Annotated in this window: 16 protein-coding genes and 3 pseudogenes; 16 read left to right on the top strand and 3 right to left on the bottom strand. The window is 39.5% G+C overall.

Annotated elements, in window-relative coordinates; genetic code table 11:
* On the bottom strand, window positions 1–1,107 hold a 1,107-nt coding region (locus HSISS2_RS09110; RefSeq protein ID WP_042767126.1), incomplete at its 3' end, for an ISL3 family transposase.
* Window positions 1,108–1,582: 475 nt separating this feature from the next.
* Window positions 1,583–2,314: a DUF554 domain-containing protein gene (locus HSISS2_RS09105; protein WP_021146444.1), complete on the bottom strand. Its 732-nt coding sequence runs from the start codon at window positions 2,312–2,314 to the stop codon at window positions 1,583–1,585.
* Between the two features lie 275 nt (window positions 2,315–2,589).
* Between HSISS2_RS09105 and HSISS2_RS09100 the strand changes: the two genes are divergently transcribed.
* The 16 genes and pseudogenes from HSISS2_RS09100 (at window position 2,590) to HSISS2_RS09025 (ending at window position 17,934) form a co-directional block, all read left to right on the top strand.
* Window positions 2,590–3,321 (top strand): ABC transporter ATP-binding protein, encoded by a 732-nt coding sequence (locus HSISS2_RS09100; protein ID WP_021143650.1) that lies wholly within the window; start codon window positions 2,590–2,592, stop codon window positions 3,319–3,321.
* A gap of 2 nt (window positions 3,322–3,323) precedes the next feature.
* On the top strand, window positions 3,324–4,913 hold the full coding sequence (locus tag HSISS2_RS09095; RefSeq protein ID WP_021146443.1) for a DUF4231 domain-containing protein: 1,590 nt from the start codon (window positions 3,324–3,326) through the stop codon (window positions 4,911–4,913).
* A 119-nt stretch (window positions 4,914–5,032) separates the two neighbouring features.
* On the top strand, window positions 5,033–5,836 hold the full coding sequence (proB, locus tag HSISS2_RS09090) for a glutamate 5-kinase (RefSeq protein WP_021146442.1): 804 nt from the start codon (window positions 5,033–5,035) through the stop codon (window positions 5,834–5,836).
* Window position 5,837: 1 nt separating this feature from the next.
* Window positions 5,838–7,088 carry a glutamate-5-semialdehyde dehydrogenase gene (locus tag HSISS2_RS09085; protein ID WP_021146441.1) on the top strand — a complete coding sequence of 417 codons (1,251 nt, stop codon included), beginning with the start codon at window positions 5,838–5,840 and terminating at the stop codon, window positions 7,086–7,088.
* Between the two features lie 95 nt (window positions 7,089–7,183).
* Entirely contained in the window at window positions 7,184–7,576 is a 393-nt protein-coding gene (locus tag HSISS2_RS09080) for a DUF805 domain-containing protein (RefSeq protein WP_021146440.1), read from the top strand.
* 99 nt (window positions 7,577–7,675) lie between these two features.
* Window positions 7,676–8,074 carry a DUF805 domain-containing protein gene (locus HSISS2_RS09075; protein ID WP_021146439.1) on the top strand — a complete coding sequence of 133 codons (399 nt, stop codon included), beginning with the start codon at window positions 7,676–7,678 and terminating at the stop codon, window positions 8,072–8,074.
* Window positions 8,075–8,173: 99 nt separating this feature from the next.
* A complete protein-coding gene (locus HSISS2_RS09070; RefSeq protein ID WP_021146438.1) occupies window positions 8,174–8,572 on the top strand; it encodes a DUF805 domain-containing protein in 399 nt (132 codons plus the stop codon).
* A 299-nt stretch (window positions 8,573–8,871) separates the two neighbouring features.
* Window positions 8,872–9,789, top strand: a complete 918-nt coding sequence (locus HSISS2_RS09065) for an LPXTG cell wall anchor domain-containing protein (RefSeq protein WP_021146437.1) — start codon at window positions 8,872–8,874, stop codon at window positions 9,787–9,789.
* On the top strand, window positions 9,773–10,201 hold the full coding sequence (locus tag HSISS2_RS09060; protein ID WP_021146436.1) for a hypothetical protein: 429 nt from the start codon (window positions 9,773–9,775) through the stop codon (window positions 10,199–10,201). Before HSISS2_RS09065 ends, HSISS2_RS09060 begins: the two co-directional genes overlap by 17 nt.
* A gap of 167 nt (window positions 10,202–10,368) precedes the next feature.
* The gene (locus HSISS2_RS09055) at window positions 10,369–10,797 is read left to right on the top strand and encodes a hypothetical protein (RefSeq protein WP_021146435.1); all 429 of its coding nucleotides are present in this window, start codon (window positions 10,369–10,371) and stop codon (window positions 10,795–10,797) included.
* A 10-nt stretch (window positions 10,798–10,807) separates the two neighbouring features.
* Window positions 10,808–11,836, top strand: coding sequence for a hypothetical protein (locus HSISS2_RS09050; protein WP_021146434.1), 1,029 nt, complete (start codon window positions 10,808–10,810; stop codon window positions 11,834–11,836).
* A 114-nt stretch (window positions 11,837–11,950) separates the two neighbouring features.
* Complete coding sequence (gene rsmH / locus HSISS2_RS09045) at window positions 11,951–12,901, top strand: 16S rRNA (cytosine(1402)-N(4))-methyltransferase RsmH (protein WP_003096119.1); 951 nt, start codon at window positions 11,951–11,953, stop codon at window positions 12,899–12,901.
* A 2-nt stretch (window positions 12,902–12,903) separates the two neighbouring features.
* Window positions 12,904–13,224 carry a cell division protein FtsL gene (ftsL, locus tag HSISS2_RS09040; RefSeq protein WP_008535523.1) on the top strand — a complete coding sequence of 107 codons (321 nt, stop codon included), beginning with the start codon at window positions 12,904–12,906 and terminating at the stop codon, window positions 13,222–13,224.
* 3 nt (window positions 13,225–13,227) lie between these two features.
* The gene (gene pbp2X / locus HSISS2_RS09035; protein ID WP_042767125.1) at window positions 13,228–15,495 is read left to right on the top strand and encodes a penicillin-binding protein PBP2X; all 2,268 of its coding nucleotides are present in this window, start codon (window positions 13,228–13,230) and stop codon (window positions 15,493–15,495) included.
* Window position 15,496: 1 nt separating this feature from the next.
* Window positions 15,497–16,518, top strand: a pseudogene (gene mraY / locus HSISS2_RS09030) (phospho-N-acetylmuramoyl-pentapeptide-transferase).
* Between the two features lie 73 nt (window positions 16,519–16,591).
* Window positions 16,592–17,934 (top strand): annotated as a pseudogene (locus HSISS2_RS09025) (DEAD/DEAH box helicase).
* Between the two features lie 232 nt (window positions 17,935–18,166).
* Here the strand turns inward: HSISS2_RS09025 and HSISS2_RS09020 are convergent.
* Window positions 18,167–18,618: pseudogene (locus HSISS2_RS09020) on the bottom strand (XRE family transcriptional regulator); the annotation flags it as partial.
* Window positions 18,619–18,625: the final 7 nt, after the last annotated feature.

The following is an 18,625-nucleotide window of genomic DNA, read 5'->3' as shown; positions in this document are numbered from 1 at the left end:
TGAATAGTCTGTTTCTAGTGCGTTTTGGATGTATTGCTTATGTCTAAGAAAAGTCCTAAAGACAGTTTGAAAGTAGTGATTGATCTTGCTCCTATTTTCCTCTATCAGCCCAAAGAACTCATCTACTCTCTTCTCCTGAAAGTGAAAAAGCAAGAGCTGATAAAGTGTATAGTAGTCGGTAAGCTCTTCTGAAAAGTCTAGTGTCTTCGCAACGACTTCATGTGGTGCTAAAGTTTGACGGAAAGTCTTTGAATAGAAAGAGTTGAGAGATAACTTACAGCTGTCCTTTTGGAAGAGTCGCCAGTGATTTTTCAAGGCTCGATAGGGTAGTGACTTCTTATCGAATTGGTTCATAATTGCAATTCTTGTCTTTAAAAAGGCTCGACTAAGGTGCTGGATGATGTGGAAACGATCAAGAACGATTTTTGCGTTTGGAAAGAGTCTGCGGGCTAGTGGGATGTAGGCTCCAGACATATCCATCGTGATAAACTGCACCTTTTGGCGAGCTTTTAATGGATACTTCAAAAAGTAGTTTCGTATAGAGGTTTGGCAGCGATTATCAAGGATGGTTATGAGTTTGTTTGTCTCATAGTTCTGAGCCACAAAAGCCAATTCCCCTTTCTTGAAACCAAACTCATCCCAGGACATGACCCTTGGGAGTTTGTCAAAATGTTCCTTGAAAGTAAACTGATCAAGCTTACGATAGACGGTAGAGGTCGACACACGAAGTCTTCTGGCAATATCTGTTAGTGACATCTTCTCAGTTAGGAGTTGTGCAACTTTTTGACGGACTAGATTTGAGATTTGGCAGTTTTTCTCAACGATAGATGTCTTAGCTACCGTGACTCTCTTACAACTTTTACACTGGAAACGGCGTTTCTTCAGACGTAGCAGTGTAGGCGTTCCAGCTTGTTCGAGAAGAGGAATTTTAGAAGGCTTTTGAAAGTCATAATTGATCATCTTTCCTTGGCAGTGAGGACATGATGGTGCAGGGTAATCAAGTTTTGCTTGAATCTCGATATGAGTGTCAGTTTCAAAAACAAGTGAAATCTTGATATTTTGGTCTTTAATTCCGATTAATTCTGTGGTATTCTTAATAGGTCTCATAAGTTCTTCCTAATGGTAGTTTCGTCGCTTTTCATTATAGTTCTTATGGGACTTTTTGTGTACACTTAAAAAGCTCTATAATCTCTACAGTGGTTTTACCCACTACAGAAATTATAGAGCCAAGCTATAACATAACCATTCTTTCATAGTGAAAGAGTGGTTTTTTGTGTCTTAATCCCACCAAAAAAGACTGGTGTGTGCACACCGGTCTTTTCTGATAGATTTCCATCAGTATTGTAAGTTCGTTAAAATATTAGAGGATGGAAATAGTTATGAAAAAAAGTATCTTGTAGGTTGCTTAGGCCTACAAAGTTTATTATAACAAACTCATCTTAGTCTAAACAAGGTTAGAAAAATTAGAATTAAACACCATAAACATTACTAGTTTTTAATAGTTAGAGTCCATAACAGCAATAAATAGAGACAAAAACCGCCAGCATTAGACTGACGGTATTTGTTTAGTTTAATCCTAATATCAACTAATCAAAGGGACTACCCAATTGACCCAGGCCCAGGAAATAGGCATAACCAGAATCATGGCTGGAATCATATCTGCTGTTGGGAATTGACGCAGTTTCATAATACGAAAACCAGTCGCAATCATGAGAAAGCCCCCACAAGCCTTAAAGTCACCAATCATAGCTTTTGTTGTTAGAGGAAGAATGAAACTAGCACTCACAAAGAGAAGGAAGAAGATGATAAATTGTGGAATGGCAATCATGGAGACGATATAGCCTAGACTACAAGAGAAAATCATGGCCGTAAAGAAATCTAGGATAGATTTGGAAATCAAGATTGAAGCATCGCCTGTCATCCCAGACTCAAGACTCCCGTAAATTCCTGTACCACTCGCACAAAAGAGGACGATTACTGTCAAGAGCTGTGCATAAAATTCATCGTGGGCCAGTCCTGTTTGCTTACTTGGTGTAATCTTGGACAAGCCTTTTTCCATAAGTCCAGCCCCCTTGTTGATAAGGTTTCCAAACTTTAGGGCCAGTCCAATAATGGTACCGATAACTACTGCAAAGATAACCGCAGGCATGTTAACCATATTCATAATAGCACTAATCCCCATAACCATAGAGGCTAGGCCAAAGATAAGGTTAAGATTTTCCTTGAAATCGTCTCTGAGATAGTCCCCGAAGAGACCTCCAACGATTCCTCCTAAAATAATAGATAGCGAGTTGATGATAATTCCAGTTGGCACTTGTGATTTTCCTCCTATTTGTTTTAAATACTATAAGTTTAGCATTATCAAAGACCGAATGCAAAATTGTCTTGTTTTTACAAACGTTTTCTTGAAATTGTACCTTTGAAATGATACAATAAATGAGAAGGTAACGAAATAGCCTTATCTAAACCTATTGTCGGCATTATTAGAGTATTGTTCATAAAAAAACAAGGTAATAACTCTAATTTATAATCTAATATAAAGTGTAAAATGAGACTATTGTTAAATAGATTCTCAAGAAAGGATAAAAGATGATTCGTTTTGAACACGTAACGAAACGTTATGAAGACAAAGATGCTCTCTCAGATCTTAACCTCGAGATTCGAGATGGTGAGATTTTTGGTCTGATTGGTCATAATGGAGCTGGTAAGACCACAACTATTTCCATTTTGACATCTATTATTGAAGCTAGCTACGGTGAAGTTTACGTTGATGATATGGCCCTCAGTCAACATCGTGATGCCATCAAGAAAAAAATCGCTTATGTGCCAGATTCACCGGACCTATTCCTAAATTTGACTGCCAATGACTATTGGTACTTCTTGACACGTATCTATGATTTGGAAGCTAGTCAAGTCGAGGAACGTTTGACTAATCTCATGGCTACCTTTGACCTAACGGAAAGTCGTTATAACCTTATTTCTTCCTTCTCTCATGGTATGCGTCAGAAGGTTGTTGTTATCGGTGCCCTTTTGGTTAATCCACAGATTTGGGTTTTGGATGAGCCTCTGACTGGTCTGGATCCACAGGCGTCTTATGATTTGAAGGAAGCCATGCGTCATCATGCCAAGGAAGGTAATAGTGTCCTTTTCTCAACCCACGTTTTAAGTGTAGCTGAGCAGCTCTGTGATCGGATTGCTATTTTGAAGAAAGGAAAACTTATCTTCCAAGGGTCTCTAGCTGAACTGAAGTCTCAGTACCCTGACAAGGATTTGGAAACTATTTATCTGGAAATGGCTGGACGTAAGATTGAGGAGGTATAGTCATGAACTGGAACCATGTTTGGGAGCTTTTTAAAATCAATCTCCTCTATGCAAATCCTCAAGCAGTAACTAACCTACAGAAACGTCAGGAGAAAAAGAAAAAGGCTAATTTCTCCATCGTTAATGCCATGCTTAGACAACAACTCTTGATTTTAATTATTTTTACGGTTGTTTATAGCTATCTTTTTGTAGGTGTCGATTATAAGGCCAATCCTGGAGTCTTAACCCTCTATCTTTTGACATTTTCAGTCATGGGGCTTCTCCAGACTTTTACGGCTCTCTATAGTACCTTTTACGATAGTAAGGATAGCAAGGCTTATCTGCCTCTTCCCTTAAAGCCATCAGAAGTCTTTTTGGCCAAGACCTTGTCAGGTTCTATGGTTGGGATGACCTTCATGGTACCTATCCTTAGTCTTCTCATTCTAGCTTACTGGCAATTTATTGGCCCGCTGGGGATAGTCGTGGGGTTTCTATCCTTTATCGTTTCTCTCTTTATCAATCTCGTTTTTTCAGTGATTCTGTCTAATAGTGTTGGAACGCTGATTGTTCGCAGTTCTCGTCAAAAGCTCTATTCGACTATTTTGATGACCCTGTCAACCCTATTGATTATGTTCCCTATCATGATGGTTGGTTTTCTTAATGGTTATGTTAAGGGTGCTGGACATATCGATTTTCCTTTGTTGCCTTATCTAAGAGGTTACTATGATGTGGTAGCTGCTCCTCTATCTCCGGAGGCTCTACTAAATTTTTATCTTCCTCTTATCTCAGTGCTTATCTTGGGTCTTTGGTTTTATAAAGTCAGAATGCCTCGTTATTTCCACGAAGCCATTTATAACAAAAAGGCTAGAAAGACTCAGGTAAAAGTTGTTACTCGAAGTCAAAGACAGGTCTTGGTTCGCCATCATTTATCTACTTTGGGAAACTCAACCCTCATTATCAATACCTATGTGGTACCAGTATTATATATGATCATGCTGGGCGGAGGTGCGTTCTTTTTGAAAGATTTAGGTCCAGACTATTTCGGGCTCATGCTTTTAGTCGGAATTGCCTTTGGTTTCTTTTCAGCGCAACCAACAAGTTTTCTTGGGGTGGCAACTTCCTTAGAGGGAACAAACTTTGACTTTATCCGTAGCCTGCCAATCAATACGGGTGACTATCTTCGTCAAAAGTTTTGGATTTTCTATGGCTTGCAAGTCGGTGTATCCCTCTTACTAGGAGGACTTGGTTTAATATTCCTTGCACATCTCCATCCTATTTTGGTGGCAAGTTTCGCTCTTGGTTTTCTCGTAACAACCTATCTTGTAGGTGGCTATTTCTTTGAACGTGACCTTAAATTATTGGAAGTGAATTGGCAGGAAGTCACTCAGCTCTTCAATCGGGGTGGCGGACAGTGGCTCTATATGGGTATCTTTATTCTTACAATTTTCATCGCTGCCTTGCTAGGAGGTATTGTCTTCTTTGCAAGTAAGTTCTGGATTGCCCTAGTAGTCAACGCTATAGTATCTGGGCTTATAGCTTTAATTGCCCTAATCGTTTATCTCTTTGTTGACCGCAGACGTTGGAAACGTATTAGAGCCATATTTTTTGCCTAGAACAAACTGTTTAAAGAGTCTCTCCGATTGGAGGGATTCTTTTTTACTGAAAATCTTTAATATGTAAACTTATGCATTATATATGTTAAAATACCTGAATTTAGTGTATAATCATAAACATGAAACGAAATTTTGACTCAGTAAAACGCCTAGTTATCAAAATCGGGACTAGCTCCCTGGTTTTGCCTTCAGGGAAAATTAATCTTGAAAAAATCGATCAGCTAGCTTTTGTGATTTCTAGCTTACATAATAAAGGAATTGAGGTTGTCCTCGTATCCTCTGGGGCTATGGGATTTGGTCTTAATGTCCTAGATCTTGAGAAGCGCCCAGCAGAGGTTGGTAAGCAACAGGCTGTCTCAAGTGTAGGGCAGGTGGCCATGATGAGCCTTTATTCTCAGGTCTTTTCACATTACCAAACCAAGGTATCTCAGCTTCTTTTGACCCGTGATGTGGTCGAGTATCCTGAGAGTTTGGCCAATGCCATCAATGCCTTTGAAAGCCTCTTTGAGCTTGGAGTTGTTCCAGTTGTTAATGAAAATGATGCTGTCAGCGTAGATGAAATGGACCATGCGACTAAGTTTGGGGACAACGACCGCTTGTCAGCTATCGTAGCTAAGATTGTTGGTGCTGACCTACTCATTATGTTGTCAGATATTGATGGGCTCTTCGATAAGAACCCAAATGTCTATGAAGATGCAACCCTTCGTAGCTATGTACCAGAGATTACAGAGGAAATTCTAGCCTCAGCTGGTGGTGCTGGTAGTAAATTTGGTACGGGTGGTATGATGAGTAAGATTAAGTCAGCCCAGATGGTTTTTGAAAATCAAAGCCAAATGGTTTTAATGAATGGTGAAAATCCGCGTGACATTCTTCGTGTCCTAGAAGGAGCCAAAATCGGTACACTCTTTAAACAGGAGGACTAATATGACACATATTGATACATTGGGCCAGCAGGCCAAAGTGGCGGGTCGTCAGATTGCTAAATTATCAACAGCAGCTAAAAATGACCTTCTAAATCAGGTAGCTAAAGCTCTAGTAGCTGAGAGTGCCTATATTATCGCTGAAAATGCTAAGGATATGGCCAATGCCAAGGAAAATGGTATTTCAGAGATTATGCAAGATCGCTTGCTCTTAACGGAAGACCGTATCGCAGGGATTGCTGAGGGTGTCCGTCAGGTGGCAGATCTTCAGGACCCAATCGGTCAAGTAGTTCGTGGCTATACGAATCTGGATGGTCTCAAAATCATTCAAAAGCGTGTTCCTATGGGTGTTATCGCTATGATTTTTGAGAGCCGTCCCAATGTCTCAATCGATGCCTTTAGCCTTGCCTTTAAAACCAATAATGCCATTATTCTTCGTGGAGGACGTGATGCCATCAATTCCAACAAGGCCTTGGTTACAGTAGCTCGTAAGGCTTTGGAAAATGCGGGTATCACAGCAGATGCCGTTCAGCTGGTTGAAGATACCTCTCATGAGGTAGCAGAAGAACTCATGGCGGCGACTAAGTATGTAGACTTGCTCATCCCTCGTGGTGGAGCTCGTCTCATCCAAACGGTTAAAGAAAAAGCCAAGGTTCCAGTCATTGAAACGGGTGTTGGTAACTGTCATATTTATGTGGATAAATATGCTAACTTAGATATGGCGACACAGATTGTCATCAATGCCAAGACTCAACGACCAAGTGTGTGTAATGCGGCAGAATCTCTCGTCGTTCATGCTGATATTGTAGAAGAGTTCCTGCCTAACTTGGAAAAAGCTATTTCAAAAATTCAGTCTGTTGAGTTCCGTGCGGATGAAAGGGCTTTGAAACTTATGGAAAAAGCTGTACCCGCTTCACCTGAAGATTTTGCGACAGAGTTTCTTGATTATATCATGTCAGTTAAAGTGGTAGACAGCCTTGACGAGGCTATTGGTTGGATTAATACTTACACGACATCGCATTCAGAGGCTATCGTGACTCAGGATATTAGTCGTGCTGAGCAATTCCAAGACGATGTTGACGCTGCAGCTGTCTATGTTAATGCTTCAACCCGCTTCACAGATGGATTCGTCTTTGGACTAGGTGCTGAAATCGGAATTTCAACTCAGAAAATGCACGCTCGTGGTCCAATGGGACTTGAGGCCTTAACCTCAACCAAGTTCTATATTAACGGACAAGGACAAGTTAGAGAATAAACCATCAAGCTCCATGAAGGAGCTTTTTTAAGTTGGTTTGCTAGACGACAGGCCTTCTGATATACTGGTGGTATCAAGAATGAGGAGATTTTGCCATGTTTAAAGCTTATAAGAAGTATTGGATGGGCTATTTCGATTTTACGGGACGTTCAAGCCGCTCAGATTATTGGTTGGCAGTTTTAGCAAATACTATAGTAACTATCATTTTATTTAGCATAGTTATAGTTGTAACTGTTTTTGATAGTCCGAATAGTCATTATCATATTATTTTTATATTATTGTATTTGCTTGCAATGCTATATTTCTTTGCTAACTATATTCCATCTATTGCCCTTCAGGTGCGTCGCTTGCGTGATGCTGGTTTTCATTGGGCATTGATTTTCTTAAGCTATGCGCCTGTTATAGGTGATATCGTACTGTTGGTTTTGTTTTGTCAACCCACAAAAGTAGAATTTCCTTTCAACCAGTTCAATAATCCACCACAATAATAATGACTTAACAGCCTTGCGAGGCTGTTTTTTAGTTGATTTGTCAATCTTCCCTTCTCTTGCTACACTGGGAGTATCATAAAAAAGGGGGATTTTATTATGATTGAAGCCTACAAAAAATTTTGGAAGGGCTATGTCGATTTCAAGGGCCGTTCAACACGTTCAGATTATTGGTTTGCATATTTGGCAAATATGTTAACAGTTATTGCTTTTTATGTGTTGCTAGCAATCTTTGGAGGCATTGCACGTGCGACAGAATCAAGCTTTTTAGCTGTTATTTCATTTATCATCCTATTTATCTTTTTTGCCTTTGGTATTGCTGCGCTTTTACCTGGTATTGCTGTAACAGTTCGCCGTTTACGTGATGCTGGCTACAATTGGGCATTTATTTTTATTCCTTTAATTCCATTTGTCGGTGGTATTATCTTCATTGTTTTGCTATGCCAACCAACGAAAGTAGAAGTGCCATTTAACAACTTCAATAACCAACAGCAATAATAATGACTTAACAGCCTTGCTAGGCTGTTTTTTAGTTAATTTGTCAAGCGCCTCTTCTCTTGTTATACTGACAGTAACATTAAAAAAAGGGGGGGTATTATGATTGAAGCCTACAAAAAGTTTTGGAAGGGCTATGTTGATTTTACGGGATGTTCAACACCTTCAGATTACTGGTTTGCATATTCGGCACATGTATTGATTTTATTTGCTTGGTATTTGCTCCTAGCAGTGTTTGAAAGAATGGCAGCTGAAACAGGATCAAGTGATTTATTTACTATTGGTGTTATTTTACTACTTATCTTTTTTGCCTATGGTGTTGCTACGGTTTTACCTGGTATTGCTATAACTGTTCGTCGTTTGCGTGATGCTGGCTCCAATTGGCTGTATATTTTTATTCCTTTAATCCCATTTGTCGGTATTTTTATCCTTGTTTTTCTACTATGCCAACCAACAGAAGTAGAAGTGCCATTTAACAATGTCGATAACCCAAAGCAATAATGACAACCAACCAACTCTTTGAGTTGGTTTTTTATTTTCAGTGGATTTTTAATACATTTAATTTGAATAACACCATAAAATTATAAATAAAGAAAATAATAATAAAATTAGATATAAACCATATATATTTTTCGTTTAAAAAATTGATAAAAATTTAAACAGGATTAAGAATACTTATTTATTGATGTTTTATGATTAATAATTAATTGATTAATTTTAAAAATAGTTAAAAAACTCTTGACTTTTTTTCGGGGGGGGGGGGATAATAATGGATAGCAAAATTGAAAAGGAAGTAAATCATGAAAAAATATTATTCACTAGTTGCTATTACAACATTATCAGTAGCTTTATTGGGAAATGTTACTTCAACAGATGTTTCCAATACGATTAAAGCAGATTCAGTTGAAGTTGGTACTTTAAATTCACTTAAAACTGTTACTTCATCTGGAAATTGGGAGATATCTGGGTTGGGTGAACCATACTATAAAATGTCAGGGACATTACCAGAAGGATTGACTTCTGCAGTAAAACGAGTGTTAACAGATAATCAAACAGGTGAAAAAATCTCAGAAATTCCATTTAACGGTTATGAACAATCGAAAAGTTTTGATATTGAGGTTCAACCGGGAACAAAACATGTTAAAGATAACCCCACACACTCTTATACTTTGACAATTTTTACTGAGGACGGTAGTTTCAGTCAGGATATTTATATCCCTCCATTTAATGGTAACAGTGACGAAAGCAAACAGTCAGAAGGTTCTTCGTCAACTGAGAGTTCATCAAGTTCAGTAACACCTAATCAGATTTCGCCAAGTGAGCCATCATCATCTTCATCTAGTGAAAGTAAAACTGAAATTTCTGGAAGTAAGACTGAAGTAGAAAAAAATTATTCAAACACAGAAACGAATAAATCTTCTAGTAGCTCTTCGTCTTCCAACGATTCTCATGAAAGTATTCCTGAATTGCAAGCGAAGTCAAATGAGAAGGATAATGGAACATTACATAAGGGGCAAGTGTCTTCAAGTTCTACATTGGACTCTTCATCTTCAGCAGTCAAAAAGAATACTGAAAAGAAAAGTCTTCTACCAAATACTGGTGAAAAGGCTACAGGGTTATTCGTTAGTATTGGTGTAATTTTAGTTGTATTTGCGGTTGTCCTTGGATTTAAGAAAAAACAGATAAGAAAGGAGAATAAAGGTGAACAAAATTATTAAAATCGAAAATGGTATCGTCTCTGTGGGAGATTCAGTTGGAAACTTTGCAGAAATTCCTATAGAAAATTTTGGCTTTGAACCTCAAGTCGGAGATTTTGTAGAATACTATAAAAATGGTGAGACATATATTGTTTCTAAGGTGAATCTAGGACAGCAAGTTACACCGACTACTACACAAAAATCGAAAATGGTTGCAGGTTTATTAGCATTCTTCTTGAGACCTTTTTACTTCTTCTATATTGGGAATAACGGTATTGGTGTCTTACATCTTTTCATTGCTGCATTAAGTCTTTTCCCCCCACTTTTAGTGGTCAATCTCATATGGAATATTGTTCTCGGTATTATGATATTTACTTCGAAGCCAGGTACGAAATACCATCAAGATGCCTTAGGAAATGAATTGCTCGATTAATAGATTTTGAATAATGTGTAGGTAATCAAAAAATTTTTACTTCTTTTAAAGTCCGTTTCTCTACTTTCATAAGTTTTATGTCAATGTTGCACATTTTAATATTTCTGATATAATCTTATCTGAGACTAATCAATACTAAAATATAATTTAAGAAATGTGAATAACTTATGAAACTATTTCGTCACTTAAAAGAAAAACGTTACCTTATTTTGGCATTTACCCTACCAGCTCTTTTATTGGCTTTGGCTATTGTCTTTTTCCGTCCTACTCATCATCATGCCGAGGTAGGAGTGAGGGTCAGCACCAAACAGTCGTCATCAAAAGCTAAGGCTTCCTCTAAATCATCTAGCTCTAGCATGTCATCGTCGGCATCAAGGTCTAGCGAGTCATCCAGCTCTAGCACGGCATCTGTAGCAGCTAGTCAGACACAGGCAGCCACAACGACTACGGTGACACCAGCGCCTTCCTCAGCCCAAGGGACTTACCAAGCACCACAGTATAATTATGCTCCCCCAACAACTTATACCGAATCACAAAATGATGCTTCAACATCTACGATTTATAACGGGGATGTTAACTCTACTGTAGCCGAATAGAAAGATTATTATGAAAAAGAAATTATTGTTATTAGTAACTGGCTTATCTAGCCTAGCCCTATTAGCTGCTTGTTCAAATCAGTCTAATCATTTATCATCTACCAATTCTTCCTCATCAGTAGAGCAGTCCCAATCAGATAGCAGCGAAAGCTCAAGTGAAGAGGAAAAAGTGGATACCTCTGCTTATGATGACATCATTAGTAAGTATCAAACAGCTGTAGCTGACAATCAAACTGACTCTTCAATTAATCCTTTGGTGGTGGGATATGCTCATTCTCAAATGAATCCTGCCTCAACGGTCTATACTTACCGTGATTTGGATGGTAATGGGGTTGACGAGTTGGTGTTTGCTTTTAAGCCTGGTAAAGTCTTTCAAGACTATATGATTACGGATATCTATACTATTTCTAAGGATGATGGTCAGGTCATTCGTCTGACAGAAGGTCAACAACTGGGTATGTTGGGTGAGCGTATGACCTTGGCTTACCTCAAGGATAAGACGTTTAGCTACTATGGTAGTGCCGGTGCCACAGCAGGTGGTGGTTCAGGTTACCACTTTAATAATGACGGTCAGTCTCTTGTCAAAGACGACAGCGATTCAGGTGCTGAAAAAGCAGATCTTTCTGATTGGGATTGGAAGGACTTGGACAGTGCTTCAAGTAATAGTAGTTCTAAAACATCGTCGGAAGGTAAAACAAGCTCAAGCTCACTTAAGGCTGATGAACTGAAAAATGGTAACTACAAGTCAGCTGTAGGGACATGGAAGTCTTCAAATGGAAAGAGCATCACCATTACTTCGGACGGACAGTTAGATTTCTGGGGACATACTTACCCAATAGATAAGGTCACTCAAAATCAATATGTGTCTGGGATATATAGTCTAACTTATGTTGATTCCAATCCAACAGGCAATACCCCAATTCAGCTTTGTCCTAAAGGAGTTAGCGATGGAAGTGATGCGGGAGATAACAGTAAGGACCGAATCTTAGCGACGAATGGGATGCCTTCAGAGGAAAGTTATTATTACAGAGTAGACTAATTTTTGAGAACCAATCTATCAATCATAAAGTCGGGCCTAGGGTCTGGCTTTTTTGCCATTCTAACAACTTTCAAGGCGAGACAATTTCTCTAGTCTTGTGCTATAATAAAAGTTATGACTAATGAATTTCACCATGTAACCGTTCTTTTACACGAAACTGTTGATATGCTTGATATCAAGCCTGATGGCATCTATGTCGATGCGACTTTGGGTGGCGCAGGACATTCGTCTTATCTTTTGTCACAATTGTCTGAAAAAGGACATTTGTACTGTTTCGACCAAGACCAAAAGGCTATTGATAACGCCCAAGTACGTCTGAAAGACTATATTGACAAGGGAATGGTGACTTTCATTAAGGATAATTTCCGTAACCTCAGATCTAACCTTGAAGCTCTGGGAGTGTCTGAAATTGATGGCATTCTCTACGATTTGGGTGTGTCTAGCCCACAGTTGGATGAGCGTGAGCGTGGTTTCTCCTATAAACAGGATGCCAAGCTGGATATGCGTATGAATGAGGAAGCTAGTTTAACGGCCTATGAGGTGGTTAATACTTATCCTTACAACGATTTGGTGCGTATTTTCTTCAAGTATGGTGAAGACAAGTTCTCTAAACAGATTGCACGTAAGATTGAGCAAGCACGTCAGGTCAAACCTATCGAGACGACGACGGAACTGGCGGAAATTATTAAATCTGCTAAGCCTGCCAAGGAACTGAAGAAAAAGGGCCATCCAGCCAAACAAATTTTCCAAGCCATCCGAATCGAAGTTAATGATGAGCTTGGTGCTGCGGATGAGTCTATTCAGGAGGCTTTGGACCTATTAGCTGTGGATGGTCGTATCTCGGTCATTACCTTCCATTCTTTGGAGGATCGTTTAACCAAACAGCTCTTTAAGGAAGCCAGTACGGTAGATGTGCCTAAAGGCTTACCCTTTATTCCCGAAGACCTCCAACCTAAGGTGGCATTAGTAAATCGAAAGCCTATCCTGCCTAGTCAGGAAGAATTAGAAGCAAACAACCGCTCGCATTCTGCTAAGTTGCGTGTGGCTAAAAAAATCAGGAAATAACTATGGAAAATCAGGAACATCAGGTTGTTAATAGAGCCCTTAGAAACCATATTCGTTTTATGACCCGTATGGAAAAGGCCTTCTATTCGGCAATTGTTTTGACAGCTGTTGTGATGAGTATCTCGGTTGTCTTTTTACAGGGACGTAATCAGGCCATCAAGCAACAAATCACAGACCTTAATAGCAAGATCAGTGATAAGAAGACAGAGCTTAACAATGCAAAACAGGCAGTGAATGAGTTGACTAACTCTGATCGTATCAAAGAGATTGCCAATAAAGCAGGCCTGTCTATTAATAACGATAGTATTAAGAGTGTGAAATAGCCAATGAACAGACTAAGAAAACTAAAACATTTATTTCTAAATTATGTCGTAAAGGATAGGCGAAAACCTGCCCAGAATCGACAGCATGTTGGTCAGAACCTTATGGTTCTTAGTATCTTTATCTTTTTCGTCTTCATTATCAACTTTGTGGTAATCATTGGGACAGATAGTAAGTTTGGTGTTGATTTGTCCACACAGGCTGCTAAGTCATATAACACTAAAACCACAGTGGCTGCCAAACGTGGGACGATTTACGACCGAAATGGAAATGTTTTGGCTGAAGATTCAACCAGTTACGCCATTTACGCTATTGTGTCAACCAGCTATGTCTCAGCAACGCAGGAGAAACTCTACGTTCAAGAAAGCCAGTTTGATAAGGTTGCCGATATTTTAAAGGACAAGCTAGGAATTAAGAAAAGCGATGCTCTAGCTCAATTGCGTACTAAAGGTGCCTATCAGGTTTCCTTTGGTCTAAAGGGTAAGGGTATCACCTACTCAGTTAAAGAGGAACTTGAAAAGGCTTTTAAGGATGCAGATATCAAGGGTATGGCTTTTGAAGCGACAACCTCACGTATGTATCCTAATGGAACCTTTGCTTCAGAGTTTCTTGGCCGTGCCGAAGCTGTTGAGAACAAAAAAGACGGTTCTTATTCATTGGTCGGTCAAACCGGTTTAGAGCGTTCGCTGAATAGCCTTTTGACAGGGAAAGACGGCGAAGCCATCTACGAAAAGGACAAGGACGGTAATACTCTTCTTGGAACGGAAACTGTTACCAAGGAAGCTATTGATGGTAAGAACATCTATACGACCTTATCAGCGCCTCTTCAAACCTTCTTGGAAACGCAGATGGATACCTTTATGGAGGAAACCCAAGGGGTTAATGCTTCAGCGACAGTTGTCAATGCAAAAACAGGTGAAATTCTTGCGACGACACAACGTCCTACCTATAACTCTGATACCCTCGAAGGACAAGCCAAGAAAAGTTATGACTGGGTTAACCGACTTTATGAGGCCCAATATGAACCAGGGTCAACCATGAAGGTGATGCTCTTGTCATCGGCTATCAATAACGGAAGTTTCAATCCTAATGCGACCTATAGCAATGCCAATGGTATCAAGGTTGATGATGTTGAAATCAATGACTGGTCTATTAATGAAGGTATCTCGTCAGGTCGAACCATGTCATTTGCCCAAGGCTTCTCTTATTCAAGTAACGTTGGGATGACCATGTTGGAACAAGAGATGGGAGACAAGGTTTGGTCAAACTACCTATCACTCTATAAGTTTGGACTTCCAACCCGTTTTGGGATGGTAGGTGAATCTTCAGGGGTTGTCTCAAGAAACTCTGTGAATATTGCGCAATCATCCTTTGGACAAGGGATTTCAGTGACTCAGGTTCAGATGCTCCGTGCTTTTTCAGCTATCTCTAACAACGGTGTTATGTTGGAACCTCAATTTATCAAACAAGTTGCGGATGTCAACCAGGGCACTGTTCGTACGGCTAAGAAAGAAGTTATTGGTAAGCCAGTTTCCAAGCAGGCTGCTTCTGAGACCCGTAATTATATGATTTCTGTTGGTACAGACCCAGAGTTTGGTACCCTGTACAACAAGTCTGAAGGTTCGCCAATCATTAAGGTTGGTAATTATGATGTTGCGGTTAAGTCAGGAACAGCCCAAGTGGCTGATGAAAAGACAGGAACCTATAAAGTTGGGACCAACGAAACGCTCAACTCAGTTGTAGCTATGGTTCCTTCTGATGATCCACAATATGTCATGTATGTAACGGTTCAGGAACCTAAGACCTGGGATAATAATTTTTATGCGACGGTGGTTAACCCTGTCCTAGAAGAAGCCATGTCCATGGGTGATACGCTTGATAGCTCTGTTTCTGAAGGTAGTGGAAAGACCGATGAAACGAGCTATCAAACGGGTGACATTATTGGAAAACGCCCAGGTGAGACGGCCAATACCCTTCGCCAAAACTTGACTCATCCCATTATTCTGGGTGTTGGTGATAAGATTGAAAAGGTTTCTGTAGGTGCGAAAGAAAATATTAAAGCTAATCAGCAAATCCTAATCATGACCAACGATTTCACCGAACTTCCAGACATGTATGGATGGACCAAGGATAATGTTGAAACTTTTGCTAAATGGAAAGGTATTAAGATTACATACAAGGGTGGCAAGTCAGGAACTGTTACCAAACAAAGCGTTGCGGCAGGAAAAGCCCTGTCTAAAACTAAGAAGATTACCATTACTTTAGGAGATTAAGATGACTATGAGTCTGATAGCGGGCGTGATTGCCTTTGTGTTAACGGTACTAGCCATGCCTCACTTTATTACTTATTACAAGATCAAAAAATTGGTGGCCAACAGATGCACGAAGATGTGAAACAGCACTTGGCCAAGGCTGGAACACCAACCATGGGAGGAACTGTCTTCCTTGTAGTTGCGATTTTGGTTAGTTTGATTTTTAATTTCCATGTCTTTAGTAAGGGACACCAAGCCTATGGTGCCCCAGTAGGGATACTCTTTGTACTCTTGATTTATGGTATCATTGGATTTCTGGATGACTTCCTTAAGATTTTCCATCAAATCAATGAGGGGCTTAAACCTTGGCAAAAGATGGCCTTGCAAATTATTGCTGGTTTGCTTTTCTACTTTATTCATGTCCTTCCAAGTGGTACAGATAGCCTAGCTATTGGTGGTTTGACCATTCATTTAGGTGTTTTCTATATCATCTTTGTCCTCTTCTGGATTGTTGGTTTTTCAAATGCGGTCAACTTGACAGATGGTATTGATGGTTTGGCTTCTATCTCTGTGGTTATCAGCTTGATTGCCTACGGGATTATCGCTTTTGTTAAGGGTGAGTTCGCTATTTTAACAATCATCATCACTATGATTGGTGCCCTTCTTGGTTTCTTTGTCTTTAACCACAAGCCAGCCAAGGTCTTCATGGGAGATGTCGGTTCCTTGTCACTTGGTGCCATGCTTGCCGTTATCTCTATCGCCCTACGTGTAGAGTGGACATTGCTTTTGATTGGTTTGGTTTATGTCTTTGAGACAGCTTCTGTCATGTTGCAAGTCAGCTACTTCAAATACACTAAGCGTAAGTATGGTGAAGGTCGTCGTATTTTCCGTATGACACCATTCCACCATCATCTCGAATTGGGTGGTCTCTCAGGTAATGGAGAGAAATGGTCAGAGTGGAAGGTTGATGCTTTCCTTTGGACTGTTGGAGCTCTTGCAAGTGCCCTTACCCTTTGGATGGTTCTCGGGAACGTGATGAAATAAATGAAAAGAGCAGAAATGCTCTTTTTCTGTTATAATGGTAAGGATAGACTAGATAGAAAAGAAGTAAGTAAAGATGTCATTTAAAGATTTTAATTTTAAAACATTTATTCAGGAGGCCCTTGACGAGATTAAGTTTAAGGAGCCAACGCCTGTTCAGCAGAAATTGATTCCCGTAGTCCGTTCAGGTCGTGATTTGGTGGGTGAATCAAAGACGGGGTCAGGGAAGACCCATACCTTCCTCTTGCCAATTTTTGAAAAGCTCAGCCCAGAGAGTGGGGATGTGCAAGTAGTGATTACTGCACCGTCACGTGAATTGGCAACACAAATTTACCAGGCGACAAAACAGATTGCCAAACACTCTGCGACAGAAATTCGTGTTGTTAATTACGTGGGTGGTACGGACAAGCAACGTCAGATTGAGAAACTTAAGGTAGCCCAACCTCATATCGTTATTGGGACACCTGGGCGTATCTATGACCTCATTAAGTCTGGTGACTTGGCAATTCATAAGGCCCATACCTTTGTTGTTGACGAAGCTGACATGACTATGGACATGGGGTTCTTGGATACTGTAGATAAGATTGCGGCAAGCCTACCTAAGGAAGTTCAAATCTTGGTCTTTTCTGCGACGATTCCCCAAAAATTACAACCGTTCTTGAAGAAATACTTGACTAATCCTGTCATGGAACAAATCAAGACTTCAACGGTGATTGCGGATACCATTGATAATTGGTTGGTATCTACTAAGGGACGTAATAAGAATGAACAGATTCTTGAGATGCTTAAGGGTATGCAGCCATATCTGGCAATGATTTTCGTCAATACCAAGGAACGTGCGGATGACTTACACAGTTATTTGGTGTCAAATGGTCTTAAGGTTGCCAAAATTCATGGAGGTATTCCACCACGTGAACGTAAGCGTATCATGAATCAAGTCAAGAAGCTTGATTTTGAGTATATTGTAGCAACTGACCTTGCAGCGCGTGGGATTGATATTGAAGGGGTTAGCCATGTTATCAATGACGCCATCCCTCAAGATTTGTCCTTCTTTGTTCACCGTGTGGGACGTACAGGACGTAATGGTTTGTCAGGAACAGCCATCACCCTCTATCAACCAAGTGACGATTCCGATATTCGTGAGCTTGAAAAGATGGGTATCACCTTTAATCCTAAGGTTTATAAGGATGGTGAGTTTCAAGATACCTATGACCGTGACCGTCGTGCCAACCGTGAAAAAGCCTATCAAAAACTTGATACAGAAATGATTGGTCTGGTTAAGAAGAAAAAGAAAAAATCAAGCCTGGCTACAAGAAGAAAATTCAGTGGAAGGTTGACGAGAAACGCAAACGTGAACGCCGTGCGGCCAACCGTGCTAAGGGCCGTGCTGAGCGTAAAGCTAAGAAGCAAAGTTTCTAAGTTTGGCTTTTAGGTAACAGTAAATTTTGATTGCAAAAAATTCAAGAGGTTGAAACTATAAGGTTTCAGCTTTTTTGATTATTATCTAACTTTTGAGAAAGTCTCCGTATATGCTCGCAATATAATTAAGGATAACTTATGGGCTGAAAATGTGAAGGATAAAAAGTTTTCTACTATTTACTACAAAAAATCCAACAAAATGATACAAAAGAAAGTTGATTTTGATAATTTAAGCTAAACTGAATCTGATATTGAATAGTGGATTTTCTTTGAGTTTTTTTATTAGATTAGGGATAATTTCTGTCGAAACATTATCATACCACCATTTATTGATGAGGGGATCAATGTTTTCTTGCCTAAATGTTGAGGGTATGCCATTTCCGTCTGATTCAATTAGTATACCACAGACATTAACTTCAAATGATTTAATTAAATTATCCCCTAACATCAACCAAAGAATATCAAACATTTCTTCAAAATCAATGACAGTCAATTCATTGATGGTACTGGTTCTAAAACTTCTAGCGAGGTTATAACTTTTTTCACCAACAGTAATGTCAATGTCGTCTTTTTTGTGAAAAGTATCCATTTCAGTTTCATCAGAAGCCAAAACATTTTTCTTTGAATATTGAAATTTGCGAATGTCTTGGAAAGTCCAAGACATTTAGATTGTATTGAATTAAGTCATCAT

This window comes from Streptococcus sp. HSISS2 (genome assembly GCF_000448665.1).
GTDB classification, from domain to species: domain Bacteria; phylum Bacillota; class Bacilli; order Lactobacillales; family Streptococcaceae; genus Streptococcus; species Streptococcus raffinosi.
This window is presented reverse-complemented; position numbering and strand designations above follow the sequence as displayed.